Origin of the sequence: Hymenobacter sp. 15J16-1T3B (assembly GCF_020711235.1) — a bacterium.
Classification (GTDB): Bacteria; Bacteroidota; Bacteroidia; order Cytophagales; family Hymenobacteraceae; genus Solirubrum.
In genome coordinates, this window is sequence record NZ_JAJFAV010000001.1 from 661,263 (window position 1) to 687,612 (window position 26,350).

General features: G+C 65.4%; 15 protein-coding genes. 5 read left to right on the forward strand and 10 right to left on the reverse strand.

Features of this window, described 5'->3' with window-relative positions; all coding sequences use genetic code 11:
* Positions 1-97: 97 nt before the first annotated feature.
* Positions 98-4,549 (reverse strand): T9SS type B sorting domain-containing protein, encoded by a 4,452-nt coding sequence (locus tag LJ737_RS02815; RefSeq protein WP_227762799.1) that lies wholly within the window; start codon positions 4,547-4,549, stop codon positions 98-100.
* 260 nt (positions 4,550-4,809) lie between these two features.
* Here LJ737_RS02815 and LJ737_RS27300 point away from each other — a divergent pair, with 260 nt between their 5' ends.
* Positions 4,810-5,391 carry a Riean_0653 family protein gene (locus tag LJ737_RS27300; RefSeq protein WP_501993661.1) on the forward strand — a complete coding sequence of 194 codons (582 nt, stop codon included), beginning with the start codon at positions 4,810-4,812 and terminating at the stop codon, positions 5,389-5,391.
* Positions 5,392-5,483: 92 nt separating this feature from the next.
* Here the strand turns inward: LJ737_RS27300 and LJ737_RS02825 are convergent, their stop codons facing one another.
* The gene (locus LJ737_RS02825) at positions 5,484-8,555 is read right to left on the reverse strand and encodes a M16 family metallopeptidase (protein WP_227762801.1); all 3,072 of its coding nucleotides are present in this window, start codon (positions 8,553-8,555) and stop codon (positions 5,484-5,486) included.
* 322 nt (positions 8,556-8,877) lie between these two features.
* On the opposite strand from LJ737_RS02825, the gene LJ737_RS02830 reads away from it, so the two are divergent.
* Positions 8,878-10,563 (forward strand): M28 family metallopeptidase, encoded by a 1,686-nt coding sequence (locus LJ737_RS02830; RefSeq protein ID WP_227762802.1) that lies wholly within the window; start codon positions 8,878-8,880, stop codon positions 10,561-10,563.
* A gap of 249 nt (positions 10,564-10,812) precedes the next feature.
* On the opposite strand, the gene LJ737_RS02835 is transcribed toward LJ737_RS02830, so the two are convergent.
* Both LJ737_RS02835 and LJ737_RS02840 read right to left on the reverse strand, forming a co-directional pair.
* On the reverse strand, positions 10,813-11,256 hold the full coding sequence (locus LJ737_RS02835; RefSeq protein ID WP_227762804.1) for a hypothetical protein: 444 nt from the start codon (positions 11,254-11,256) through the stop codon (positions 10,813-10,815).
* Positions 11,257-11,391: 135 nt separating this feature from the next.
* Positions 11,392-13,245, reverse strand: a complete 1,854-nt coding sequence (locus tag LJ737_RS02840; RefSeq protein WP_227762807.1) for a family 10 glycosylhydrolase — start codon at positions 13,243-13,245, stop codon at positions 11,392-11,394.
* Positions 13,246-13,501: 256 nt separating this feature from the next.
* Between LJ737_RS02840 and LJ737_RS02845 the strand changes: the two genes are divergently transcribed.
* The gene (locus LJ737_RS02845; protein ID WP_227762810.1) at positions 13,502-14,530 is read left to right on the forward strand and encodes a helix-turn-helix transcriptional regulator; all 1,029 of its coding nucleotides are present in this window, start codon (positions 13,502-13,504) and stop codon (positions 14,528-14,530) included.
* A gap of 27 nt (positions 14,531-14,557) precedes the next feature.
* Here LJ737_RS02845 and LJ737_RS02850 read toward each other — a convergent pair whose 3' ends face one another.
* On the reverse strand, positions 14,558-15,667 hold the full coding sequence (locus tag LJ737_RS02850; RefSeq protein WP_227762812.1) for a glycosyltransferase: 1,110 nt from the start codon (positions 15,665-15,667) through the stop codon (positions 14,558-14,560).
* A gap of 129 nt (positions 15,668-15,796) precedes the next feature.
* On the opposite strand from LJ737_RS02850, the gene LJ737_RS02855 reads away from it, so the two are divergent.
* On the forward strand, positions 15,797-16,213 hold the full coding sequence (locus tag LJ737_RS02855; protein WP_227762813.1) for a hypothetical protein: 417 nt from the start codon (positions 15,797-15,799) through the stop codon (positions 16,211-16,213).
* Between the two features lie 91 nt (positions 16,214-16,304).
* On the opposite strand, the gene LJ737_RS02860 is transcribed toward LJ737_RS02855, so the two are convergent.
* The 5 genes from LJ737_RS02860 to LJ737_RS02880 all read right to left on the reverse strand — a co-directional run bounded on the left by LJ737_RS02860 (position 16,305) and on the right by LJ737_RS02880 (position 24,365).
* Positions 16,305-17,723 (reverse strand): MFS transporter, encoded by a 1,419-nt coding sequence (locus tag LJ737_RS02860; RefSeq protein ID WP_227762815.1) that lies wholly within the window; start codon positions 17,721-17,723, stop codon positions 16,305-16,307.
* 198 nt (positions 17,724-17,921) lie between these two features.
* Entirely contained in the window at positions 17,922-19,775 is a 1,854-nt protein-coding gene (locus LJ737_RS02865; protein ID WP_227762817.1) for an alpha-amylase family glycosyl hydrolase, read from the reverse strand.
* A 131-nt stretch (positions 19,776-19,906) separates the two neighbouring features.
* Positions 19,907-20,614, reverse strand: coding sequence for an SDR family oxidoreductase (locus LJ737_RS02870; RefSeq protein ID WP_227762819.1), 708 nt, complete (start codon positions 20,612-20,614; stop codon positions 19,907-19,909).
* Between the two features lie 85 nt (positions 20,615-20,699).
* Positions 20,700-22,607, reverse strand: coding sequence for a glycoside hydrolase family 13 protein (locus LJ737_RS02875; RefSeq protein ID WP_227762821.1), 1,908 nt, complete (start codon positions 22,605-22,607; stop codon positions 20,700-20,702).
* Positions 22,608-22,952: 345 nt separating this feature from the next.
* Positions 22,953-24,365 (reverse strand): hydrolase, encoded by a 1,413-nt coding sequence (locus LJ737_RS02880; RefSeq protein WP_227762823.1) that lies wholly within the window; start codon positions 24,363-24,365, stop codon positions 22,953-22,955.
* A gap of 315 nt (positions 24,366-24,680) precedes the next feature.
* Here LJ737_RS02880 and glgP point away from each other — a divergent pair, with 315 nt between their 5' ends.
* A complete protein-coding gene (gene glgP, locus LJ737_RS02885; protein ID WP_227762825.1) occupies positions 24,681-26,339 on the forward strand; it encodes an alpha-glucan family phosphorylase in 1,659 nt (552 codons plus the stop codon).
* The last annotated feature ends 11 nt before the right edge of the window (positions 26,340-26,350 follow it).

The window sequence follows — 26,350 nt, forward strand, 5'->3', positions numbered from 1 at the left end:
CGCCCGCGAGTGGCGGGCCCCCGAGCGGTAAGCCGACAAAAAACCGGGCGCCGCCGCAGTGGCAACGCCCGGTTTGCTTGTGCGCGTCGGCCCTGGCTCAGCGCACGATTTCCACCCAGCCCTTGGCCGTGATGCCGCCGTCGGGGGCGCGGAGCAGGTAGTAATAAATGCCGTTGGGCAGCCTGCCGCCGTCCCAGTCGCCTTGGTAGTCGCCGCGTTCATACACGGCGTTGCCCCAGCGCGAAAACACTTGCAGTTGCCCCGGGCAGCCGCCCACCTGCGGCCGGAAGGTGTCGTTGTCGCCGTCGCCGTTGGGGGTGATGATGTTTGGCAGGAACGGGGCCTTCACGGCTACCGGCGGCAGCGTTAGCTGCGTCTGGCAAGGGCCGGAGCCGGCGCCCGGCAGCGCGGCCCGGGGCTGAAAGTCGCCGGCCGCGAGGTAGCGGTGCTCCACCACGGCGCCGGTCACCGGGGGCGTGCCGTCGCCGAAGTCCCAACTGACTTGAGCGGCCGTGGGGCCCGTGGCTTCGAAGCGGATAAGGCGCGGGGCCAGTTCGGTGGGTTGGCAGGCGGGGGCGGTCCAGCGGGCGGAGGGCGTTAGGTTGGCGGGCACCGTCACGCGGTAGGGCAGCGCCCCGCAGCCGCCGGGCAGCGTGTACGTCAGCACGCTGGTGCCGGGCGTGGTGGGCGGGGTAAACAGGCCGGCCGCCGTCACGCCGGCGCCGCTCCAGGAGCCGCCCGCCGGCTGGGCGCGCAGCTGGAAGGGCTTCAGATCCAAGCAGAGCACCGTGTCGGGGGGCAGGCTGATGGGCGCTAGCAGAATAACGTCGACCTGCTGGGTGACCGTAATTGGGCAATCGATGCCCAGCAGCGCTTCGAAGTTGACGGCGTAGGTGATGGTATAGCGGCCCGGGCCGACCAGAGCGGGGTTGAAACGGTTGCCGCTCACGCCCGGGCCGCTGAACGTGCCCCCGGCCGGCGAGGCCGACAGCACCACCCCGTGCGGGGGCACGCCCACGCAAAAGCTCACCGGCGGCACCGGCTCAAACTCCACCGTCGGGGGCACGATGACGCCGACAGTGAGCTGCCCGCTGCCGGGGCACTGCCCGGGCACCGTGGAGGCCGGACCCGTGTACGACAGCACTTGGTTGCCCGCCAAGCCGGGGCTAGGCGTGAAGTAATAGCCCCCCGCGGCCGAGCCCGACACGCCCGGGCCGCTCCAAGTGCCGCCTGCCGGGGTGGCCTGCAAGGGCACGCGGCCCGCGTAGGCGCACACCAAGTTGGGCGCGGCCGACAACGTCACGGCCGTGCCGGTCCCAATCTGCACCATGCGCACTTTTTGGGCCGGGCAGGTGCGCAAGCTGGTGTCGGGGGCGGTATACTTCAGTGGTTGCAGGCCCGTCATGCCGGCCGTGGGCGTGAAGGTGAAGCCTGTGGCTACCGAGCCCGAGATGCCCGGGCCGCTCCAGGTGCCGCCCGCGGGCCGGCCGCCCCAGAGCTTGATGGGCCCGCTGCTGGTGCACACGGCCGTGTCGGGCGGCACGCTGGCTACGCCGCCGGGCGGCCGCACAATTATGAGGAGGGTATCGGTGGGATTGGGGCACCGGCGGTTGCCGGGAAAGGTGTACAGCAGCGTGTGGGTGCCCACGCCGGCCAGGTGTGGGGTGAAGTAGTAGCCCGCCACGTTGTTGCCGGTCACGCCCGGGCCCGTCCAGATGCCGCCCGCCGGCGTCCCCAGCAGCGGACTGGCCGGGTCGTTCAGGCAGGCTTTGCGGGGTGGCCCGGCATCGACGAAGCGCCGCCCCAGCACCACGATGCGCTTGACGCCCACGGCGGGGCAGCGTCCGCCGGCCAGGGTATAGCTTAGCAGGTGGGTGCCCGGGCCCGCGGCCACCGCGTCGAAGGTAGCGCCGGAGGCCGTTACGGTCACGCCCGAGCCGCGGTAAGTGCCGCCAGCCGGAGTGCCCTGCAACGGCACCAGCGCCGGCGGGGGGCCCTGTGGCTGCAGGCATATCGTGTCGGCGGGGGCGGTGAGGCGGGCCAGGGCCTGGGGCAGCACCCGCACGTAGCGCGTGGTGGTGCCAGCGCAGAGGCCTCCCAGCGGGCTGGTGTAAGTGAGCTGCTGCGTGCCGACCAGCGTGGTGTCGGGCAGGAAGAAGAAACCGGCCGCCACCGTGCCGCCCACGCCGGGGCCCGTCCAGGTGCCGCCGGCCGGGGAACCGCCCAGCCGGATGTCGCCGCCGCGGGCGCAGACAATTAGCGTATCGGTTGGGGCCGTGCCGTTGCCGGCCAGAAAGGCCAACTTAAAGGCGGCGTTGTTGCAGTGCACCGAGCCGTTGGTGGGCTGGTAGGAATTGGCTCCGGCCGGAATCGGAATGCCGGTGCCCGCGCCTTGGTTGCAGGCGCACAGGGCCTGAAACAGGGTGCCCTGGGCGTTGAAGCGCGAAGAGCCGCCGTCTACGTGGTCGTCGGCCGCTGAGCCGTAGAACGAGGCGTAGTCCAGGGTGCGCGCCTCGTCGGAGAGCTGCATCAGGTAGAAGTCGTTGCCGTCGGTGGTGGATTGCAGGGCGTTGCTACTTACCGGCAGGCCCAGGGTCGAGCCGTTGTTCGGGTCGATGCCCCCGCCCCAGCCGGCCAGCAGCAGGCGCCCGGCGCAGTCCACGTCGAAGGCCGTGGGCGAAATGTCGGTGGTGGGGCGGCCGGCGCCGAGCAGGGTGGCAAAGCCGGCCGTGCGCAGGTTAGGAGCCAGCTGCTGGATGAACAGGTGGCCGTTGCTCTGCCCGTAGCGGCCGGTGGCAGCCACCGGCCAGGTGTTGTTGCTCAGCGTCTGGCCCAGCACATAGACTTGGTTGGTGGGGCCGCCGCGCCGCACGAAGTAAGCCTGGTCGTAGCTGCCGGTGCCCAGGTAGGTCGATTGCGTCAGCGCGCCGCTGCTCGTCACGCGCGCCACGAAGCCGTCGACGCCGCCGGCCAGGGTGCTGAGGTAGCCGTTGGCCACGCCGCCCAGGTTGGTGCTGGTGGTGCCGCCGGCCACCAGCAGGTCGCCGGTGGCTTCTTCGCGAAACAAGGAATACGCCGCGTCAGCGCCCTGCCCCCCCAGCGCCGTGGCCCAGCGCACCTGGGTCAGGCTGGAGTCAAGGCTCAGCACCACGCCGTCGGAAGGGCCCCCGCGGTAAGTCAGGCTCGGAAAGTCGGTGCTGCTGGTGGTGGTGGCCACGTACACGTTGCCCTGCGGGTCGAGGGCCAGGTCGCCGCGAAACGGGTCGCCGTGGTTGTGGGCCAGGCGCGGGGCGGCGGCCAGCGGGTTGGTCAGGCCGTCGGTGCCGGTGCCGCCGAGGTAGGTGCTGGCCCGCAGCTGCCCGCCGCTGGCACTCAGGCGCGTGAGCACCAAGTCGGTGCCGGTGGTGAGGGTGATGGAGAGGCTGGTGCCGTAGGGCGAAATGCTAGAACCGCCGCGGAAGCCCCGCCGCAGTGCCCCGGCCGTGGTGGGGTAGCTACCCGAAGCAGTGGAGCCGAGCAGCAGCAGTTCCCCGCGGGCATTGACCAGCAGGCTGTGTGGGAAATCGGCGTTATTTCCGCCCAGGTAAGTCGACCAGGCCCGGGCCGCCGGGCCGGTGCTGCCGGCCACAAACTTCATCACCGCAATGTCGATGTTGCCGGCGAAGGTGGTCTGGTAGGCGCCGGTGGTGGTCGGGAAGCCCGGGTCGAAGGCCACGCCGGCGGTGTAGAGGTTGCCCTGCGCGTCGTACGTGGAGGCGAAGCCCCAGTTTTCCACGGCCGAGCCGGTGTAGGAGGCAAACTGCACCACCGGGTCGATGACCAGCGGGCGGGCGTGGTCGTAGCGGCCCAGGCGGAAGCTCACGGTGCTGCCCTGCAGCTGGAAGGCGCAGCTCACGGCCTGGCGCCGGCCCCGCGCGTCGAGCTGCCAGGCCCGGGGGCGCTGCTCGGTGAGCAGGCCCGCCGCGGTTTGCACCACGAGGTTGCCGGTGGCCGCGTCGAGGCGCAGGCTCTGGGCGCCGTGGTAGCGCAGGCGGGGCCGGGTGGCGTCGGCGCCGGGGGCCAGCAGCAGGTCGTATTCCAGTTGGTGGTCGGCGCTTTCGTGCAGCACCACGTCGGTGCCGGGCCAGGGCTGGCGGTAGCGCAGCTGGCGCCAGGCGCGGGCCTCGGCCGCCCAGCGGCGGCCTTCGGTGCCGCGCAAGTAGTTGTAGGTATCGGGCGCGGCCTGCTCGGCCAGCAGGGCGGCACCGGCCACGGCGCCCTCAAACTCCACCCGCAGGCTGTGCACGGTCAGCGGCTGGTTGGCGGCCCCCGGCGGCTCCTGCCCCTTGCGGGGCGCGTGCTGGGGCAGCCCCGAGGCCAGCACGTAGGTCAGCCCGTCGGCCTGGGCGTACACCCGGGCGGCGGGGGCCAGCTGAGCGGCGTAGCGGGCGCGCTCATCCCACTGCCCGCGGTTTTCAATGAACGTCAGCCGCTCGGCCGGGTCAGTGGCGTGGGCGGTGAGGGGCAGCAATCCAGTAAGTAATAGGAATCGGGTAAGGGTTCGAATCATAAGCAGGTGGAAGCTCAACGGGTGGGTGGGCCTGGCGGAACGACTAAAGCACCGCAATCATATGGAAAGAGTTATGTTTCGCGGAATGGAATTATGCTATTGGTAATTAGTCGATTGGCCTAGGGTAAACTTATCCGCTGAGCGTCGCTTTTCAAACCTATGCTTGTTAAGTACTATACTTTGTGGCCGCAATATTCCTGCCACCACGCGGATGATGCAGAAGGGCTCCGCCCCTATTATTCAGCAGATAAGTATCAGCTATGAAATCATTCTATGCCCTGTCAATCGGGTTGCTGCTAGCCGTTGGTTGCAAGAAAGACCCCATCAAGACCCTGCCCAAGCCCACGCAGGAGGGCAAAAACACAATGGGCTGCCTCGTCGACGGCAAAGCTTGGACGCCGGAAGGAAGCAGCGGAGGCTTAGTGGGAGGCGCCGCCGTCGAGCCCATTTTTGCTCGGTGGCGACGCAACCACAACGGCAGTATGGGCGGCCAATTCACCTTATCCTTTCAACAACGAAAAAAAAAGAAGGAAATAGATTCTGACTTAAGTTTTTACGTGCCAGCACTGTCGCAGACAGGCACGGTGTCCCTAGATCAAACCGCCAACCCGTTCTTGGGCGGAGCCAACCCGGCTTATGGCTCCTATACCCTCTACGCAGAAACGGGCGACCAATACTACTTGACCGGCCCGCAATCCACGGGCACGCTCACGCTAACGCGCTTCGACACGGTGGCCTGCATTGCCGCCGGCTCATTTTCCTTCTCAGCCCGCTACGCGGCGAGCGGGCAGACCGTGCAAGTCACCGAGGGCCGCTTCGACGTGCGCTTTACCAAGCAGTAGCACTTCATTCGCCTTGCCAGCGCCCACAAAAAAACCGGGCGCTGCCGCAGTGGCAACGCCCGGTTGGTTGGTTCGGCTAGGCCGGGGCCGGCTTATTTGCCGGTTTCGGTTTTGCCTTTCTCCTTGGAGCCGTCTTCGTCGGACTTCATTTTCTTCTTGTCCTTCTTGCCGTCTTCCTTGGTTTTCACCTTCATTTTCTTGTCGCTGGTAGCCGGGGCGGGTGCGGCGGCCGGGGCGGCCACCGGTTCGGCGGCTACAGCGGCGGCCACGGGGTTGCCGTCGGCATCCAGCTCAATCACCTCGTAGCCCAGTTGCTTGAGCTCCGGCAGGTACTTCTTGTCGCCCACGGTCACGATGTACATCTGCTCGGGCAGGTACTTGTTGGCCAGGGTCTTCACTTCCTCCTTGGTGAGGTTGTTCAGGATTTCGGTCTGCTGCTTCACGTAGTCGGTGGGCAGGTCGTACTCCACCAGGCGCGAGAGGAACATGGCCTTCTGCTGACCCGTCTCGTACTTCAGCGCGTCGCTCTGGCCGATGCTGGCTTTCAGGAAGGCCAGGTCCTCGTCGGTGATGCCGTCCTTGCGGAAGGTCTCGATTTCCTTCATGAATTCCTTCACCGAAGCGGCCGAGGCGTCGGCGCGCACGCCGGCCTGGGCCGTGAACGGACCGGCGTAGCGGTTGCCCTGGAAGCCCGAGCGGGCGCCGTAGGTATAGCCTTTGTCCTCGCGCAGGTTCAGGTTGATGCGCGAGTTGAAGGCGCCGCCCAGGATGTAGTTCATCAGGTACGCGCGGTAGTACTCACCCGTCGCGTCGTAGGGCAGGCCCACGTAGCCGATGCGGATTTCCGACTGCGGCGCGTTGTCCTTGTTGACGAAGTACAGCTTGGTTTTCTCGGTCTTGCTCGAGGCCACCGGCTTGGGCAGTTCCACCGGCTTGGTGGCCCAGCTGTTGAGGAAGCCGAGCTTGGGCGTGATGGCCGCCTGCGGCTGGTCGCTCACCACCACCAGGTGGCTGATGTTGGGCGCGTAGTAGTTCTGGTAGAACTGCTTCACGTCGTCGAGGGTGATGCTGCCCACCGTGGCCGCGGTGCCCGAGGTGGGCACGGCCATGATGTCGTTCTGGCCGTAGAGCAGGCGGTTGTAGGTTTTGTTGGCAATGACCACCGGCTGGGTGTTCTGGTTGGCAATGCCTTCCAGCGTCTGCTTTTTGAGGCGGTCGAAGTCGTCCTGCTCAAACTTGGGGTGCAGCAGGCGCTGCTCCACCAGGGCCAGGGTCTTGTCCAGGTTCTTGGTCAGGCTCTGCACGTACACCGTGGTGGCGTCGCCGTCCGAGGAAATGCTGATGTTGCTGCCCAGCTTCTCCAGCTCGGCGTCAAACTGCTCGGCCGAGTATTTCTCGGTGCTTTCCTCCATCATGCTGGCCGTCAGGGCCGCAATGCCGGCCTTGCCGGGCATGGTGCCCTCGATGCGGTGGCCGCCGCGAATGGTGAGCAGCATGGTGGTGGTGGGCATTTCGGCGTTCTGCGTGCCAATGACCTTCAGCTTGTTGGGCATGTCCGCCTTCCACACCGTGGGTACGGCCACCATCGGGGCCTGGCCCGCTTTGGGCTGCTGGCCGCGGTCGAAGCTGTCCTTGGCCTTCACGTACTTCAGGCCGGCGTACTCGTCCTTGGGCTGCTTGAAGTTCGATTTGTCGACGGTGAAGTTGTCGGCTTTGGCCACCAGCTCGGGGTTGGCCTTGGGCACCACGCTCAGGATGACGGCCTTGTGGCCGAGCACGTACTGCTTGAACACGCGGTCCACGTCGGCCTTGGTCAAGGACTGAATCCGCTTCAGGTCGATGGGCAGGCGGTTGGGGTTGCCGGTCTGGTACTGGTACGAGGCCAGGGTGCTTACCTTGCCGCTCACGCTCTGCAGGCGGTTCACCAGGTCGGCTTCGGTCGAGGCCTTGTAGCGGGCCACGTCCTCGTCGGAGATGCCGCGCTTGGCAATTTCGTCGATGGAGGCGCGCATGATGGTTTCCAGCTCGCTCAGCGGCTTGCCGGGCATGCCCAGGGCCACCATCGTGAATTCCCCGCTCAGCTCGGACGTGGGGTGGTACGACTGCGCCTGCACGGCCTTCTGGGCCTTCACCAGGTTCTGGTACAGCGGCGAGGTCTTGGAGCCGCCGATGATGGAGGCCAGGGCGTCGATGGCGGGCTCGTCGGGGTGGTTGTTGGGCACCGTCGGGAAGACCATCTGCAGCATGGGGAAGCGCACGTTGTCCTGGTAGCTCACGTAGCGGTCAGCCGTCAGCGTGGGCACCATGGGCTTCATGTTCTGCACCGCCGGGCCGGCCGGGATGGTGCCGAAGTACTTCTCCACCAGCTTCACCACTTCGGCCGGCTTCACGTCGCCGCCCACCGTCACGGTGGCGTTGTTCGGGCCGTACCAGCGCAGGAAGAAGTTCTTCAGGTCGTTGACGTCCGAGCGGTTCAGGTCTTCCAGGTAGCCGATGGTCAGCCACGAGTAGGGGTGGCCGTAGGGGTACAGCGCCTTCGACACGTTTTCCGAGGCCAAGCCGTAGGGGCGGTTGTCGTAGTTCTGGCCGCGCTCGTTTTTCACGGTGCTGCGCTGCACTTCGAATTTCTTTTCCGTCACCGCGTCGAGCAGGAAGCCCATGCGGTCGGCTTCCAGCCACAGGGCGGTTTCGAGCTGGTTCGAGGGCAGGGTTTCGAAGTAGTTCGTCCGGTCGCGGTTGGTGGTGCCGTTCAGGGTGCCGCCGGCCGAGGACACGATCTTGAAGTGCTGCTCGTCGCCAACGTGGTCGGAGCCCTGGAACATCATGTGCTCGAAGAAGTGCGCGAAGCCCGACTTGCCGATGGTTTCGCGGGCCGAGCCCACGTGGTAGGTCACGTCGACGTGCGCAATCGGGTCGGAGTGGTCTTCCGACACGATGAGTGTGAGGCCGTTGGGCAGCACGTACTTCTCGTAGGGAATGACGACTTCGCCGGGCTTGCGGGTAACTTTCTCCACCAACCGGGTGCCCGAGGCAGTGGCTTTGGTGGCCGAGGCGGTTTTGGCAGCAGGTTTGGCGGCTGCCTTGGTCTGGGCCGAAGCGGCCTGCGGCGCGGCGGCCGTCAGGAACGCCCCGAGGCCGAGCAGCAACAGTTGATTGCGGGTCATACGGGGAACAGAGTGGGGTAAAAAGGAGTGAAGCAAGGTAAGCAGCCGCCGGCAAACGGCGGGAAATTCCCTTCAAGGACGCAACCTAAGTCGCTGAGGCTGCGTAAGGGCGCCCCAATCTACCAACCGGCCGGGCTGCGGCGGCAAAAGCGGCCTTTGGCGGCCCAACGCCGCCCGCGCCCGAAGCGGTTCCACGCCCGGGTTTTGCGCCTGCAGTCCGCCCGTGGGCCCGTTACCGAATTACCGCCAACCCGTTTCGGCTGCGCATATTGCGGCCGCCCGGCTTGGCTGCCGGCTTCCTCCGCCACTTCACCGCGTTCCTATGCGTCTTTCCCTCGCCCCGGCCGCCGCGCTGCTGGGCCTGCTGCTGGTCGGCTGCCAGGGCAACTCTTCCAACCAATCGGCCGCCACGGATTCTGCGGCACCGGCCGCCGACACCGCCGCCACCGACGGCATTTCGGCGGCCGTCATCGGGCGGCACCTGCAGCGCCTGGCCTCCGACGAATTTCTGGGCCGCAAGCCCTTCACCGCAGGCGAAACCAAGACGGTAAACTACCTGGCCGACGAGTTCAAGAAGCTCGGCCTGCAGCCCGGCCCCGGCGGCAGCTACTTCCAGCCGGTGCCGCTGGTTGAAATCAACAGCACGCCGGCCGCCACCATGCTCGTCGGCGGCAAGGGGCAGCCCCTGACGCTGCGCTACAAGACTGATTTTGTGGCCGTGACCGAGCGGGAGCAGCCGCGCATCGAGCTGAAGAACTCCCCGCTGGTGTTTGCCGGCTACGGCGTGGTGGCGCCCGAATACCACTGGAACGATTACCAGGGCCTCGACGTGAAGGGCAAGACCGTGGTGGTGCTCATCAACGACCCCGGCTTCGTGGTCAATGACACGACCTTGTTTAAGGGCAAGGCCATGACCTACTACGGCCGCTGGACCTACAAATACGAGGAAGCCGCCCGCCAAGGCGCCGCCGCGGTGCTCATCGTGCACGACACCCGGCCGGCCTCCTACCCGTGGTCGGTGGTGGAAAGCAGCTGGAGCGGCTCGCAGCTGTTTCCGCAGTCCGACGACCAAGGCGCCTCGAAGTGCGGGCTGGAAGGCTGGGTGACGCTGGATGCGGCTAAGCGAATGTTTCAGGCGGCCGGTCAGAGCTTCGACGCCCTGCAGGCCGCGGCCAACAAGCCCGGCTTCCGGCCCGTGCCGCTGGGGCTGAACCTGAGCGCCAGCCTCACGACCCGCACCCGTCGTATGGCCTCGAAGAACGTGGTGGCCGTGCTGCCCGGCACCGAGCGCCCCGACGAGTACATCCTCTACACCGCCCACTGGGACCACCTCGGCGTGGGCCCGGCCGTGGCCGGCGACTCGATTTACAACGGCGCCGTCGACAACGCCTCGGGCTGCGCGGCGCTGCTCAGCATTGCCCAGGCCTTTGCCGAAAATCCGCAGAAGCCCAAGCGCAGCATGGTGTTTCTGGCCGTGACGGGCGAAGAGCAGGGCTTGCTGGGCTCGGCCTACTACGCCGCCCACCCGCTGTTTCCGCTGAATAAGACCGTGGCCGACCTGAACATGGACGCCCTCACCGATTTTGGCCCGATGAAGGACCTGACGGTGGTGGGCTACGGCCAATCGGAGCTGGACGACTACGCCACCGCGGCCGCCCAGGCGCAGGGCCGCTACATCGTGCCCGACCAGACGCCCGAGCAGGGCCATTTCTTCCGCTCCGACCACTTCAGCCTGGCCCACGTGGGCGTGCCCGCGCTCTACGCCTCGGGCCGCTTCGAGAGCCGGGCCAAGGGCAAGGACTACGCCCGCGAGCAAAACGAGCTTTACGAGGAAAAGCACTACCACCAACCCAGTGACGAGTACCGCCCCGACATGGACCTGGGCGGCATGGCCGAGGACGCCCGCCTGCTCTACCGCATCGGCCGCCGCCTCGGCGACGAAACCACCTTCCCCAAGTGGAAGCCCGGCTCGGAGTTCAAGGCCATCCGGGAGAAGAGCCTGTTGTAAAGGGTTATGGCGGTTGGAAAGCACGTCATCCTGAGCAGAGCGAAGGACCTCCCTCCGTCCTAACACCGCCGCTACCACTACAGAGCAAACAAAGGCCTCCAAACGAAAAAAGCGCAGCCGCCGTGCCCAGAGCAAAGGGCGTTGGTAGCTGCGCTTTTTAATTGGGGCAGGGTTCGAGCAAGGTCCTTGACTACGTCGACCTTCGGTTCGCTGTGCTCAGGATAACGTGCTTTCCCGATTCACAAAGTCCTAAAAACCCCGGTAGCGGAAGTATATCGGCTTCAGGCGGCGGCGCACGTAGGGCGGCAGCGGCTCGCCTTGCGCGTAAGCCGACACCACTTGCTCGTAGCGGGTGCGGCCGAAGCGCACGGCGCGGAAAATGCCGTAGCCCATCAGCGCGCTGCCCACCATCATGTCCTGGTTGGATTCGACGCGCCGGCCTTCCGCGGTGCTGTCGGTGCGCAGGGCCAGGGCCACGGCCCCGGCGGTCAGGATGGTGCCGCCCGCATCGACGTAGCCCGGAGCACCTTTGATGCGGTGCTCAAAGAGGTGACGCACGGCGCGAATGGTGTCGGCGGCGGAGTAGCGGGCGGTGGCCAGGCTCGGAGCCGCCGGCGCCGCGGGGGTAGCGGTTTGGGCCACCGCCGTCGACGCAGTGGCGGCCAGCGTGGCCAGGAGTAGTAAACGACGCATAAGACGCAGGGCTATATCTAAAACGGCCCCCGGCGCAGGGCACCGGGGGCCGTTGAAGCTAAGATACGGCGAGCGGTCGGACGGTTGCGTGCCAGGCGGCCGGCTTTTCGCCCGAAGCGAGGCTGGCCGCGGCGGCTAGCGCGTCAGCAGTACTTTTTGCTGGTAGGTGCCAGCCTCGGTGCGCAGCCGCACCACGTAGATGCCCGCCGGCAGCGCGCCGGCCGTGAGCGTGACGGTGTGCTGCCCGGCCGCCAAGGGGCCTTCCACCAAGCGGCTCACCACCCGCCCTGTCACGTCGTACACCAGCAGCGACGCCGCGCCAGCCGTGGGCAGGCGGAAGCTCAACTGGGTGCTTTCCGAGAAGGGGTTGGGGTAAGCGGGCTGGAGTAGGGCCGTTTCGGCCGCGGCCTTGTTGGGCAGCAGCACGGTGAAGCTGGTCACCGGCGCGCTTTCGTTGTGCAGGCGGTCCAGGGCCGTGATGGTGTAGTCGTAGGCCGGGCTGCTGCCCCGCCAGATGTCGCGGAAGCGGGTGCTGTCCTGAATGGAGGCAATGTTGGCCGGGTTGGCCAAGTCGGCGGCCGTGGCCGGGCCGGCGTGGCGCGGGTAGCGGTACACCACGTACCAGCGGGCCACCTGGCCATCGGAGGCCGGCAGACCGGGGCGCCAGTTCAGGTACACGAAGCCCGAGTACTGCGAGTCGTCCCAAATGCTGGCCTGCACGGGCGTGGTGGGCGGCACGTTGTCCTTCCAGGGCATGGCCGGCACCAGGGCTTTGTGGCGGTAGAAGTTGGTGCGCAGCGAGTCGGCCACGCCCAGGGGGTTAGCCAGCAGCTCGGTGGATTTGTAGAACAGGCTGCCCTTCACGTTGGGCTGCTGCCGGGCCAGGCGCACCTGCGAGGGAATCTGGGTGGGCTGGTTAAAGGCGTCGGTGGCGGTGGCGCTGACCTTGTAGGCGGCGTGGCCCACGTACACGTGGCGCGGCACGGTGGGCAGCACCTGCTGGCTCCACCACGGCACGATGAGGTCGTAGCGGGCCGCGGTGGTGGTGCTGGTCCAGTACACCTGCGGCGCAAGGTAATCCACCCAGCCCTGCTGCAGCCACTTGCGCGAGTCGGCGAAGATGTCGGCGTAGCTCTGGAAGGCAGTGGTGGCGGTGCCGCCCACGCTGGTACCGTTGCGCCACACGCCGGGCGGCGCAATGCCGAACTTCACCCAGGGCTTGGCCGCCTGAATGCTGTCGGACACGGTGTGCACGAACAGGTCGATGTTGTCGCGCCGCCAGTCGGCCTTGGCCGCGAAGCCGCGCGGGTCGGCCGCGAAGGCCGCGTCGTCGTCAAACACCACCCCCGTCTGCGGGGCGGGGTAGAAATAGTCGTCGAAGTGAATACCATCCACGTCGTAGCGGCGCACCACGTCCATGACCACCCGCGTCAGGTACTGGCGCACGGCGGGCAGGCCGGGGTTGAGCACCCGCAGCGTACCGAAGGGCACCACCCAGGTGGGGTGCTGGTTGGTTACGTGGCTGGCGGCAATGCTGGAGGTGTTGGCGTTGGTGACGGCGCGGTAGGGGTTGATCCAGGCGTGAAACTCCATGCTGCGCTTGTGCGCTTCCTGAATCATGAACAGCAGCGGGTCGTAGGCCGGCTGCGGCCCCACGCCCTGGGTGCCGGTCAGCCACTCGCTCCAGGGCTCCAGGGTGCTGGGGTAAATAGCGTCGGCCGAAGCGCGGATTTGCACCACCACCGCGTTGATGCCGTTGGCCTTGTGGCGGTCGAGCAGGCTGATAAAGTCGGCGCGCTGCTGGGCGGGCGTGAGGGTTTTGTTGCGCGGCCAGTCGAGGTTGAACACGTGGGCCACCCACACGGCGCGCATTTCCTGTTTGGGCGGAGTGGTCGTGGTTTGGGCCTGGGCCCCGGCCGCGCCCAGCAGGCCGGCTAATAGTAATCCGGCCGCCGTGTGCAGGCGCCGCATCAGGTAAGCGTGTATCATAGAACAATGGGAATGGGAGTGTTGGGAAAGCAAATACAGTGCTTTTGTCCCATAAAAACATGCTCGTCCGTTTCCAAACGACGTGTCTTCACATGCTTATGTGATGGCGCCGGCAAAAAGGCTGGCTATTTTTGAGTTTTAATGGTACCTTATTAGGTTGCCCGTACGAAACGAATTCACCTTGCAGCCCCCGCTGCGGCCGAGCTTTCTGCCCGTGCTGCCCTTTCCAGCGCCTTACCTCATCCGTTAGTCGTCGATGCCTGACTCCTACCGCCTGCACGACTTCGAACTGTTCGGCCACGCCACCACCGCGGCCGAGCCCGGCGGCACTGTGCGCCGTCACCACTGGCAGGGGCCGGCGGCCGTCGGCGCCCTGCGCTTCACCGAGTACGACTTGCCCGGCGGCTTGCTCACCGAGTTGGAGGGCTCCTTGCAGCAAACCGTGGAACTGCAGCTCGTCGACCACCAGCCCTGCATCGGCATGGTGGTGCAGCTGGCCGGCCACAGCGAATCGGTGATGGAAAAGGGCCGGCGCTTCCGCGTGGAGGCCCAGCAGGACAACCTGCTCTACGAGCCCAGCCCCGACGTGCGCCACGTGTTTCAGCCCGCCGCGGGCGGCTACCACGCCGTACACCTGCGCTTCGAGCCCACGTATTTCACTAGCCTGGTGCAGGACAACGCCGAGTGGCTGCCGCTCTACGAGCACATCCTGCCCCAGCAGCGGCCCGGCACGCTGTTCGACGTGGCCCGGCCCAGCTCCCCGCAGGTGCTGGAGCTGCTTGGGCAGCTGCGCAACTGCCCCTACTCCGGCACCTTGCAGCGTTTGTACCTGGAAGCGCGGTTTCTGGATTTGTTTGTGGCCCAGCAGCAGCACTACCTCACCCTGCGCGTGGCCCCGGCGCGCCGCCGCGAGCGGGACCTGCTGCTGGCCGTGCGCGACTACCTCGACGAGCACTACGCCAACCCGCCCGGCCTGCACGATTTGGCCCGCCTGTTCGGCACCAACGACTTTCTGCTGAAGAAAGGCTTCCGCGAGCTGTTCGACACCACCGTCTTCGGCTACGTGGCCGAAAAACGCCTGACCGAGGCCCGCGCCCTGCTCACCCACTCCGACGCGGCCGTGCAGGACGTGGCCGCCCGCGTGGGCTTCAGCAACGCCGCGCACTTCGCCACGGCGTTCAAGCGCCGCTTCGGCCTGACGCCCCAGCAGGTGCGCCGCCCGGGCAGCCCGGGTGGCGCCGGCTGGCTGGGCCTGAACGCCGCCTTGACCAGCTGCCAGCTCTGATGCCGGGGTGCGCTGCGCGCTGCCGGCTTACACTTCCGCCCACACATAGCGCCGCTCTTTCCAGCGAATGTGCCCGGGCAGCAACGTGTACGCCAGCACCATCATCGACATGATGGCCAGGTAGTACTCGTAGGTCAGCAGCATCCATAGCGGCTCTCGCCGGCCTACCTGGCGCAGGCTCAGGTGCAAAAACAGGCTTTGCAGGGCTACTTTCAGCAGGAACACCAGCGGCGTGAACGGCCAGGACATCAGCGGGGGCAGGAACAGCACCGTGTAAAAGACCCCGTACAGCCCAAACAGGCCCGACAGGTACCACGGCAGGCGGCCCGTGCCGCGCATCCACCGCTTGCGCTGCTCCAGCAGGCACTGCACCGTGGGCTGCGGGGCCGAGACGCCGAGCACCTGCCGGTGCCAAAGGTTGCGGTAGTCCCAGCCGGCCTCCACGATGCAGCGAAACAACTGCAAATCCTCCGTAATCTGAAACGCCAGCGCCTCATAGCCGCCGATGGAGTCGTAGGCCTGCCGGGTCACCAGCATGTTGTTGCCCACGGCCGTCACGGGCAGGCCCGCGTCGGACAGCAGGCGGATAACGCTCAGGCCGAACAGCCAGTCCAGGCCCTGCAGGCGCCCGAACAGGCCGCCCTCGGCCGTGGTGGCGCCCGTCACCACGCCTACGCGGCCTGCCCCGTCGATGTCGGCCGCCCCGAGCATGTGCTGTACCCAGTCGGGGGCCAGAGTCATGTCGGCGTCGGTGAGCAGGAAGTAGTCGGCCGTGGCTTGGCGGGTGAGCTGGGCAATGGCGTTGCTCTTGCCCTTGGCCAGGCCCACCGGTGCCCCAATGCTCACCAACCGAAACTGCGGCTTATCGGCAATGAAGCGGCGCACCACCGCGGCCGTGTCGTCGGTGGAGTGGTCGTCGCCGATGAGGATTTCCAGCAGCTCCGCCGGGTAGTGCAGGGCCGCGAGGCTGCGCAGGCAGCGTTCGATGTGGTGCGCTTCGTTGCGGGCCGGCAGCAGGATGCTGACCCGGGGCCGCGCCTGGGCGGGATGCAGGCGGCGCGGCGTGAGCAGCAAGCGCCCCAGCATGAACAGGCACAGCGCAAAAAAGCAAACAAAAAAGCCGTGAACGAGTAGCATAGGAAGCTGGACAGTGGGGAAGCGCGGCTACCAAGCTGTACGTGTGCTTCACCACTCCGAGTTATTGCCGAACTCCCGGGGCGCCGATTTTTCACGTGGTCCTCACCCCTGGCCGCCTTAGTTGCCCGCATGGAAGCCGTCGAACTGGACTACCTCCGCCTCTCCTACCGCCCCGACCTGCACCTGCTGTTTCTGCGCTGGGCCCGCCCCGTGTCGTCGGCGGAGCACCGCGCCGGCTACGAAGCCGCGCTGGCCCTGGCCCGCGAAAAGCAGTGCAGCCACTGGCTGGTGGACCTGCGCACCCGGGGCCTGGCCGCGCCCGAGGACTTTCAGTGGGTGCTTACCACGTTTCGGCCCCAGCTGCGGGGCGTGCTGCCCGCCCCGCGCCGCCTGGCCTACCTCGTCACGCCCTACCAAGCCGAAACCATCGACAGCCGGCTGGCCGCCCAAGAGGGGACGCTGCCCGAGGAAGTGCGCCGCGGCGCCGACGTGCGCATATTCGTCGAAGAGCTGCCGGCCCAGCACTGGCTGCAGCTGGGCACCTGAGCTAGCCACCACCGGCTCCGAGTCGACAACGAAAACGGCCCCGGCTGCTGAAGCAACCGGGGCCGTTGGTGCGTTTGGGCGCCTTGCAGCGTCACACCCGCGGGTCGGGCTGCACCGGCGAATCGTAGGCGGGCGCCTCGGCCGTCAGGGCTTCGGTGGCGGGCAGGCGCACGTCGTCGGCGTCGTTGACGCGCAAGGCGAGCAGGCCCGAAATAATCATGGAGCAGCCGCCGAGCACCAGGGTGAAGACCGGCTGGTCGTTGAACACGTGCTTGGTGAAAAAGCCCAGCGTGACGCCGGCCACCATCTGCGGAATCACGATGAAGAAGTTGAACACGCCCATGTAGTAGCCCATCTTGTTCGAGGGCAGCGAGCCGGCGAGCATGGCGTAGGGAATCGAGAGGATGCTGGCCCAGGCAATGCCCACGCCCACCATGGAGAGCAGCAGCAGCTTGGGGTCCTGGATAAAGTAAATCGAAATCAGGCCCAGGCCGCCGGCGGTCAGGCAGAGCAGGTGCGTTACGCGGCGGCTGGTGTAACGGGCCAGCACCGGCAGCAGCAGGGCAAACACGGCCGACACGCCGTTGTATACCGAGAAGCACACGCCCACCCAGTCGGCGCCCTCGTTGTAGGCCTTGGAGGTGGTGTCGGTGGTGTGGTAGATGTGGCTGGTAATGGCCGGGGTGCTGTAAATCCACATGGCAAACAGCGCCAGCCAGGAAAAGAACTGCACCACGGCCAGCTGCTGCATGGTTCTGGGCATGTCGAAGATGCCCATAAACGACTCCTTCAGCCCGTTGAGGAAGCCAGCCGTGCGGCGCTTTTCCTCCTCAAAAGCCTCCATGTCGGCGGGCGGGTATTCCTTGGTGTTAAACACCGTCCAGAGCACGGCCAGCAGAAACACCACCCCGCCGATGTAGAAGGCGTACTTCACCGACAGCGGAATGGTGCCCGCGGCGGCCGTGTTCGAAATGCCCAGCCAGTTGGTGAACATCCACGGCAGCGAGGAAGCCACGATGGCGCCCACGCCGATAAAGAACGTCTGGGCCGCAAAGCCGGTGGTGCGCTGCTCGGAGGGCAGCAAATCCCCCACCAGGGCCCGGAACGGCTCCATGGAGATGTTGATGCTCGAGTCCATCACCCAGAGCATGCCCGCCGCCATCCACAGCGCCGTCACGTTGGGCATCACCAGCAGGGCCAGCGAGGCCAAAATGGCCCCGACCAGGAAAAACGGCCGCCGCCGGCCCCAGCGCGGGCTCCAGGTGCGGTCCGACATATACCCGATGATGGGCTGCACCAGCAGGCCCGTGGTGGGCGCGGCCAGCCACAGAAACGCAATATCGTCGGTGTTGGCGCCCATCGTTTCGAAGATGCGGCTGACGTTGGCGTTCTGCAGGGCGAAGCCAAATTGGATGCCCAAAAAGCCAAAGCTCATGTTCCAGATTTGCCAGAACGTGAGCCGCGGCTTGTGCACGGCGGCGGAAGTAACGGTGGGGGCGGCGGAAGCCATAATGGACGGGGTGTGGGAATGGGATGGGGCTGATCGGGAAAAGGCAGCGGGAAGAATTTAGAATGTCCTGTCGAGCGCAGCCGGGACATCTCGCGGGCTGAGGTCCGGTAGTAATGTCCTCGTTCAACGAGCAGCTTACTAGCCAGCGGGATGTCTCGACAAGCTCGACAGGACGTGCTGTTCTATGCTCCCTTGCCCCTACTTTTTCGGTTCGATTTCGAGGATGACGGCGGAGTAGGGCGGCAGCGTGACGCGGGGCGAAGCGTTGCCGGTGCGGCCGTTGAGCACGTCGGTGTAGGTAAACTGCTGGCGCAGCGGGTCGAGGCCCATGAGCTTCCAGGCCGCGTCCGGGATGCGCAGCGTGGGCACGTAGGTCTGGGTGGGGCTGAAATTGGCCACCACCAGCATGCGTTGCTTGTCGGTGAAGCGCAGGAAGCTGTAGAGCTTCTTGTCGTCGTACTCCTTGGCCAGGTTGTTGGCGTCCTGCAGCTCGTAGAAACGGCCCTTGCGCAGGGCTTCGCTGCCGGCGCAGAGGTTGAGCAGGCGGCCGTAAAAGTCGCGCAGCTGCTTTTGCTGCAGGCTGAGCTTGCCCCCGTCGAAGAGGCCGCCGTTCATCCATTTCTGGTGCTCGGGCACGCCCCAGTAGTCGAAAATGCTGGTGCGCCCGTCCTCGGAGCTGAAGCCCTCACTGCCGCGGCCGGGCTCCCCTACCTCCTGCCCGAAGTACACCATCACCGGGCCCGAGCCCAGCGTGGCCGACACCGTCATGGCCGGAATGGCGGGCTTGGTGTCGCCGGCGAAGTCCTTGCTGGCAATGCGCTGCTCGTCGTGGTTTTCGAGGAAGCGCAGCATGTGGGAGCCGAAGCCCCGGCTTTCCCGGCTCCACACGTCGGTGATGTCGTCGATTTTGCCGCCGCCCGTCATCAGGCGGCGCAGCCCGTCGTAGAGGCCCACCTTGTCGTAGAGGTAGTCGAAGTGGCCTTTTTCGAGGTAGGTGCGGTACTCCTTGGCGTTGTAGGCCTCGCCCATGAACAGAATACCGGGCTTCACCTTCTTCACCTCCGGAATCACCCAGGCCCAGAACTCCACCGGCACCATCTCGGCCATGTCGCAGCGGAAGCCGTCGACGTCCTTCTGGGCCCAGAACACGAGGATGTCGCGCATCTTCAGCCAGGTATCCGGAATGGGGTCGAGGTGCAGCTTGCGGCCGTTCTGGTAGTCCACACCGTAGTTGAGCTTCACGGTTTCGTACCAGTCGTTGATGCTCGGCGCCTCCGAAAACACGTCGTTGCCGGTGGCCTTGGCGGGCATTTCCTGGTACTTGCCGTCTTCCTTGGGGCCCTTGGCCGCCGGGCCCAGCGGGTCGGCGCCCGTGGGCACCACGAAGGTTTTGCCGGGCAGGTAGTAGAAGTTGTTGCCGGGCGCGAAGGCCTTGGTTTTGTCGTCCTTCTCGCCCAGGTCCACTACGCCCGCCGGCTTGGCGTCCGACTTATAGCTGCGCGCTACGTGGTTGGGAATGAAGTCAATGAACACCTTCAGCCCGTTGGCGTGGGTGCGCTTCACCAGGGCCTCAAACTCCTGCATGCGCTTGGGCACGCTCACCGCCAGGTCGGGCGACACGTCGTAGTAGTCCTTCACGGCGTAGGGCGAGCCGGCCCGGCCTTTCACCACGTCGGCGTCGTCCACGGCAATGCCGAACTTGGAGTAGTCGGTCATGGTGGCGTGCTCGAGTACGCCGGTGTACCACACGTGCGAGGCGCCCAGCTTCTTGATTTCCTGCAGGGCCTTGTCGGTGATGTCGTTGAACTTGCCGACGCCGTTTTCCTGCAGCGTGCCGTAGGGTTTGTTGACGGTTTTCTGGTTGCCGAACAGGCGCACCATCATCTGGTAAACGATGATTTTGTGGTCCTGCACCGGCTCGTCGGTGGTGTTCGGGTCGCCGGGGGCGGGGTCGAGGTAGTGCGCCATGGGCGGAGTCGCCGCGGGGATAGGAGAAAAGGCGGTCAGGCCGAGGGTGAGGAGGGCAGCCGAAACCAGGATGGAGCGTCGCATATGGACGGTAATTTAGGCATTTGGCAACGTTTGCGGTCGGCAACGCCCGGCTTTTCTTGCGTTGTTTGTTTAGGCTTAGCCGCCGGCAAACCGCGGCGCCCGGCCGGCGCCGCGCCCGAACGCGCTAAAAATCACCATTCCTGGGTCACGGGGTGCAGCATCAGCTCGTCCACCACCACGTGGGCCGGGGCTTCGAGCACGTAGCGCACGGCCTGGGCCACGTCCAGCGGCTGCAGGTGGGTCTTTTCCTTGTCGACGCCGCCGGGTTTGGCTTCGTTGAAGTGCGTGTCGACTAAGCCCGGGTAAATCACGCTGACTTTGATACCGTATGGGCGCGCTTCCTTGCGCAGCGCGTCGAGTACGGCGTGCTGGGCGTACTTGCTGGCCCCATAGGCCGTGCCGTGCACGAACGTGCGCTTCGACACGTCGGAGGCAATGCCGATGATGTGGCCGCGCTGCTGCTCCTTGAGGTGGGGCAGGGCGGCCTTGCAGAGTAGGAAAGTGCCCTTCACGTTCACGTCGAACATCCGGTCCCACTCCTCGGCGCTGAAGTTTTCGAGCAGGTTGAAGGAGCCCACGCCGGCGTTGCACACCACGATGTCGAGGCGGCCGTAGCGGCTGAGGGTTTCGCTGACCACGAGCTGAGCGTCGCGCTCGTCGCACACGTCGGCCACCACGGGCAGGCCGTTGGTTTTCTGGGCCACTTCCAGCAGCTCGTCCTCGGAGCGGGCAACGCAGACCACTTTGGCGCCCTGCACGGCCAGCAGGGTGGCAATGGCGCGCCCGATACCGCGGCTGGCGCCCGTCACGATGGCAACTTGGTTGGTTAGGTCGGTCATGGTGCGGCTAGGTTGGTTGTGATGGTGAATAATACGAAAGCGCCGCCGGAGGTTCTTCCGGCGGCGCTTTTTCAAGGTTGCAAGCCTACTTTTTCAGCTCCAGCACCCAAGCCGTCTGGGCCGGAATAGCGAAGGTCTTCAGGTCAGTCACGGCCGCGCCCGTCACCACGTCGGTGCCCGTGCTGTAGCCCTGGGTGCGCTCCGCGAAGCGCGTGCCGTCCACCGTCTTGGCTTCCTTATTGGTGTTCATCATCACCATCACCGTATTGCCTTGCTGGTCGTAGCGGAAGTAGGTGTACACGCCGTCCTGGGGGATGAACTGCATGAGCTTGCCGGTTTGCAGCACCGGGTGGGCCTTGCGGTACAGGCCTAGCTTGCTCACGTAGTCAAAGGCCTCGTTTTCCTGCGCCGTGCGGCCGGCGGCGCTGAATTTGTTGGTTTTGTCGCCGGGCCAGCCGCCGGGGAAGTCCTCGCGCACCTTGCCGTCGGGGTTGGAGAAGTTCTTCATCAGGATTTCCGTGCCGTAGTACAGCTGCGGAATGCCGCGCGTCGTCAGCAGCCAGGCGTAGCCCATCTTCATGCGGCCCAAATCCTCGCCGATAACGGAGTAGACGCGGCTCATGTCGTGGTTGTCCATGAACACCACGTTGCGCGTCGCGTCCTCGTACATCCAGTCGCCCTGCAGCGCGTCGTAGAGCCGGGTGGCGTTGGGATTATCCTTCTTCAGCGCGTCCTGAATGGCGCCCTGCGACTGAAAATCGAGCACGCCCGGCAGGTTGGACTTGAAGCCGTCGACCGGGGCGAAGATGTTGCGGGCAAAGAAGGCCTGCTGGGCTGTGCTGCCCACCCAGGCCTCGCCGAACATGCCCAGCTTGGGGTACTCATCGAGCAGGGCCTGGCCCCAGTCCATCAGGAACTTGGTCTCGGAGTACGGGTAGGTGTCGATGCGGTAGGCGTCGAGGCCGGTGTACTCCACCCACCAGATGAAATTCTGGATGATGTACTTGCTCACCAGCGGATTCGACTGGTTCACGTCGGGCATCGTGGTGTCGAACCAGCCGTCGTTGTAGCGCTTGGTGTCGTACTGGGCGCGGTAGGGGTCGTTGAGCGCCTGCGAGTTGTAGTTGCTGCGCGTGAACTGCGGCCACTGGTGCACCCAGTCCTTGGCCGGCGGGTCGAGCTGCAGCTGGCTGTAGCTGCCGATGTGGTTGAGCACCACGTCGTGAATCACCTTGAGGCCGTTCTGGTGGGCCTTCTGCACAAACTGCACGTACTCCTCGTTCGAGCCGTAGCGCGGGTCCACGGCGTAATAATCGGTGAGGGCGTAGCCGTGGTAGCTAGCCTTGGGCATGTCGTTCAGCGTCACCGGCGTGGGCCAAATGGCCGTGACGCCCATGCTCTTGAGGTAGTCAAAGTGGTTTTCGATGCCCTTCAGGTCGCCGCCGTGGCGCGAATACATGGAGTCGCGGGCCACGGTATGCTCGCGCAGGCCCTTCACCACGTCGTTCTTGGGGTTGCCGTTGGAGAAACGGTCCGGCATCAGGAAGTATATGAAGTCGGCGCTGCTCACGCCCTGCACGCGGCTGGGGTCGGTATTGCGGGCCCGCAGCTCGTACGAGTAGCTGAGCTTTTTGCCGCTGCCCGCGAAGCTCAACGGTACTTTGCCAGCTTTGGCCGTGGCCTCCACCCGCAGGTTCACCACCAGGTAGTTGGGGTTGTCGAGCTTCTGCTGCCCGGTCAGCGTCACGCCCGGGTAGCTGCCCTCGATGCTGGCCGTGCGCTGCCCGATGCCGGGGCCGTACACCAGCAGCTGCAGCTCGGGGTTTTTCATGCCCACCCACCAGAACGTGGGGTCGATGCGCGTAACACCGCTTTTGGCGGCGGCCGGTGCCGCGGCGGCCGGCGGCTCGGAGGCGGCGCGGACGGTGGTAGCGGCGCCGAGCGGCAACAGCAGCAAGGGCAGCCAGGTGGGAATGCGGGGCAGTTGGATCATAAATAAACGGCGCAAGAAATCAGCGCCGAAGCGGCGCTTGTGCAAAGTAGAAACATCCGCCGCGGGCAACAAAATCAGGATTCGTTTCGGCTTGAGCTACAGCTCAAAACAAAGCGCCGCCGCTCCCGATGGAGCGGCGGCGCTTTGTTTCGCCGGAACGCCTTGTCTCGACAAGCTCGACAGGACGTTTTTAATTGCGAAGCTGTGTAGGAAGTGTCATCCTGAGCTTGCGAAGGACCTTATCACGCCTGAACGACCCGCGTAGGCGTGATAAGGTCCTTCGCAAGCTCAGGATGACACACCACTTCAACGAAATCTACTTCCTAAACCGCTTCTGCGGCGGCCTTAGTTTGTCACCTTGGCCAGCCAGAGCGAGGCGTTCAGATGGAAACGGGCGTGCGAGGCCAGCTCCGTCCAGCCCGGGTACACGGTGTTGCCGGGCGAGCCGGTGCCGTCATCGGCGGGCGAAGAGTCGCCGATGACCACCACGCGGCCGGTGCCGTAGGTGCTGCTGGCGCACATGATGTTGGTGTTGCCCTGGGCCGAGGTGCTGCGCCACACCAGCGGCACGGCGGCCGAGCCGGAGGTCTTGGTGATGGTGGCCCCGTTGCTGTACTTGATCTGGGTGACGGCGCCCTGCGGGCCGTTCAGAATCGGGTTGGTGCTGCTGGCCAGTACGTTGGAAGAGGTTTCGACGATGTTGTTCAAATCAATGCTGAAGCCGAAGGGGTTGCTTTGCACCGAGTTGTTGCTCATCAAGTCGTTCCAGATGGCAGGCGAGTCATACCCGTCGCTGTTGCGGTCCGACACGTCGTGGTCGGAAATCATGAACAGGCCACCGCCGTTCTGCACGAAGCGCACCAGGGCGGTTTTCTCGGCGGCCGTAAACAGCGTGTTCGGCTCGTCAATAATAAACACATTGTAGTTCTGCAGGTCTTGGGCGCCGGTGGTGCCGTAGGTGATGGGCACGCCCGCGGGCAGGTGCTCCACCGAGTGACCCAGCTTCACCAGGCTCACCCCCCAGCTCGACAGCGCGCCGGTCCAGTACGTTTCGCTGGTGCTGCTGGTGATGCCCGAGGCGGCCGGCGTGGGGTAGCGCGCCACCACGCCCGCGTCCACGTCCATCACCCAGTCGGCGTTGCCGGCCGTTTCGGCGTGGCCCGCGTCGATGAGGAATTTCTTAGCCGTGCCGCCGGTGCTTCCGCCGCCGCTGTAGGTCTGAATGTCGAGGTTGTCGAAGTTGACGCGGTTGGCCGAGCCGTCGGTCTTGCGAATCTCGAAGCGCACCGAGCCGCTCTGGTTGACCGTGAACGTGGCCGTGCTGAGCGTAGCGCTGCTGGTCGTCACGGTCGAGCCAACCTTGGTGTAGCTCGCGCCGCTGTCCACCGATTTCCACAGCTCCCAGGTCGAGGCGCCGTCGGTGCCGTAGGTGGCGTGGCTGATGGTGACGGTGCCCGCGCCGCCCGTCGCGTTGAAATTCATGGTCAGCTTGCCCGCGTTGCGCACCCGCGCCGACTGCGCCCCGGTTTTGGGGTCGGAGGTGGTGGTGCCGAGCAGCGCGTCGTCGAGCGTCCAGGAGCCGGAGCCCAGCGTGACCGTGCCCACCGAGTAGGCTGTTTTGGTGCCCGACTCGAAGCCCTCGGGAAAACCCGTGTTGGATACGTCGTGGCTGGCTACCACGGGCAGCAGCGTGCCCTGGGGCGGCGGGGCGTCGGTTTTGGCGCAGCCGAAGGCCAGCACCAGCAGGGGGCAGCCCACAGGCGAGTAGAAATTCTCATAAGGTGTGTGGAAGGTGGAAAAGGGGGAGAACTGTGCGGATTGGCAGAAAATACTGTCCTATCGGGTCTTAAATTAAAATTTTATTAAAAAACATCACAGTATACTGACGTATTCTTTAAAATATATAGCGTTGAGCCTCCGAAAGCTCGTTTGCAGGCCCCTGCGTAGCTTAGCGGCCCTCTGCGCCACCCGCTTGGGCGGGGGCAAGGACGTTTTTGTTGCGTCATTTTTTTAGGTTTGTCAACTCGTGCGCCGGCCCCGGCCGGCCCGCGTCGTTCCACTCCCCTTCCTCTCATGGCTTTTACCTACTCTTCCTACACGCCCGCTCCCGAGTTCAGCAAGTCGGCGGCTTACTTCTCCATGGAGTTTGCCATCGACCAAGCCCTCAAAACGTACTCCGGCGGCCTGGGCTTCCTGGCCGGCTCGCACATGCGCTCGGCCTACGAGCTCAAGCAAAACCTCATCGGCATCGGCATCCTGTGGAGCTACGGCTACTACGACCAGGGCCGGCAGCAGGACCAGACCATGCGCGCCGACTTCACCGAGAAGTACTACAGCTTCCTGCAGGATACGGGCTTCACCTTCGACATCACCATTCACTCGGCCCCGGTGAAGGTGAAGGCCTTCTACCTCGCCCCCGAGGTGTTCGGCACCTGCCCGATGTTTTTCCTGACCACCGACATTCCGGAAAACGACTACCTCTCGCGCACCATCTCCCACCACCTCTACGACGCTGACACGGCGGCGCGCGTGGCCCAGAGCATTCTGCTGGGCGTGGGCGGCGGCAAGCTGCTGGACTTGCTCAACCGCACCCCGGAGGTATACCACCTCAACGAGGGCCACGGCCTGCCGCTGGCGTTTTACCTGCACGAAAAGCACGGCCGCAAGCGCGAAGAAGTGCAGAAGCGCCTGGTATTTACCACGCACACGCCCGAACTGGCCGGCAACGAGGAGCACCCGATGAAGCTGCTCGAAGACATGACCTTCTTCTCGGGCCTCTCGGGCCAGGAAGTGCGCGAGCTGGGCTTGGTGGAGAATGAACGCCTCAACTACACGCTCACGGCCCTGCGCATGGCGCGCATGGCCAACGGCGTATCGGAAGTGCACGGCCGCGTGGCCCGCGACATGTGGGGCCACTACCAGGGCATCTGCCCCATCATCCACATCACCAACTCGCAGAACGGCACCTACTGGCGCGACGCCCTGCTGCACAAGGCCCTGAACTCGGCCGCCAGCAGCGCCGCCAAGAACCTGAAGGCCCGCAAGCGCGAGCTGAAGCAGCAGCTGTTCAAGGTCGTGGCCGACCAGACCGGCAAGCTGTTCGACCCGGACGTGCTGACCGTGGTGTGGGCCCGCCGCTTTGCCGGCTACAAGCGCGCCAACCTAATTATGAACGACTTCGCCCGCTTCGAGGCGTTGGTGAACAATGCCGACCGCCCGGTGCAGGTCATCTGGGCCGGCAAGCCTTACCCCAAGGACTACGGCGCCATCGGCCTGTTCAACGAGCTGATTACCCGCAGCAAGCACCTGAAAAACTGCGCCGTGCTCGTCGGTTACGAACTGGGCCTGTCGGCCCTGCTCAAGAAGGGCTCCGACGTTTGGCTGAACACCCCGCGCTTCCCGCGCGAGGCCTCGGGCACCTCGGGCATGACGGCCGCCATGAACGGCAGCCTGAGCCTGAGCATTCCCGACGGCTGGATTCCGGAGTTTGTGCGCCACGGCGAAAACGGCTTCCTCATTCCCCTGGCCGACCTGGAACTGCCCGATGGCGAGAAGGACCGCATCGAAGCCGCCGGCACCCTCGACGTGCTCGAACAGGAAATCCTGCCGCTCTACTACAACAAGCCCGCCGACTACTGGAAAGTGGTGCAGACCACCATGCGCGAAATCGAGCCGCAGTTCGAGTCGGGCCGCATGGCTACCGAATACTACGAGCTGATGTACAACGCGTAGACAAAGGTGAA

Excerpts from the sequence above, each read along its gene's own strand:
- LJ737_RS27300 (WP_501993661.1), top strand. The coding sequence starts at position 4,810 with ATGAAATCATTCTATGCCCTGTCAATCGGGTTGCTGCTAGCCGTTGGT.
- LJ737_RS02830 (WP_227762802.1), top strand. The coding sequence starts at position 8,878 with ATGCGTCTTTCCCTCGCCCCGGCCGCCGCGCTGCTGGGCCTGCTGCTG.
- LJ737_RS02855 (WP_227762813.1), top strand. The coding sequence starts at position 15,797 with ATGGAAGCCGTCGAACTGGACTACCTCCGCCTCTCCTACCGCCCCGAC.
- LJ737_RS02835 (WP_227762804.1), bottom strand. The coding sequence starts at position 11,256 with ATGCGTCGTTTACTACTCCTGGCCACGCTGGCCGCCACTGCGTCGACG.
- LJ737_RS02850 (WP_227762812.1), bottom strand. The coding sequence starts at position 15,667 with ATGCTACTCGTTCACGGCTTTTTTGTTTGCTTTTTTGCGCTGTGCCTG.
- LJ737_RS02860 (WP_227762815.1), bottom strand. The coding sequence starts at position 17,723 with ATGGCTTCCGCCGCCCCCACCGTTACTTCCGCCGCCGTGCACAAGCCG.
- LJ737_RS02845 (WP_227762810.1), top strand. The coding sequence starts at position 13,502 with ATGCCTGACTCCTACCGCCTGCACGACTTCGAACTGTTCGGCCACGCC.
- LJ737_RS02815 (WP_227762799.1), bottom strand. The coding sequence starts at position 4,549 with ATGATTCGAACCCTTACCCGATTCCTATTACTTACTGGATTGCTGCCC.
- LJ737_RS02840 (WP_227762807.1), bottom strand. The coding sequence starts at position 13,245 with ATGATACACGCTTACCTGATGCGGCGCCTGCACACGGCGGCCGGATTA.
- LJ737_RS02825 (WP_227762801.1), bottom strand. The coding sequence starts at position 8,555 with ATGACCCGCAATCAACTGTTGCTGCTCGGCCTCGGGGCGTTCCTGACG.
- LJ737_RS02870 (WP_227762819.1), bottom strand. The coding sequence starts at position 20,614 with ATGACCGACCTAACCAACCAAGTTGCCATCGTGACGGGCGCCAGCCGC.
- glgP (WP_227762825.1), top strand. The coding sequence starts at position 24,681 with ATGGCTTTTACCTACTCTTCCTACACGCCCGCTCCCGAGTTCAGCAAG.
- LJ737_RS02865 (WP_227762817.1), bottom strand. The coding sequence starts at position 19,775 with ATGCGACGCTCCATCCTGGTTTCGGCTGCCCTCCTCACCCTCGGCCTG.
- LJ737_RS02875 (WP_227762821.1), bottom strand. The coding sequence starts at position 22,607 with ATGATCCAACTGCCCCGCATTCCCACCTGGCTGCCCTTGCTGCTGTTG.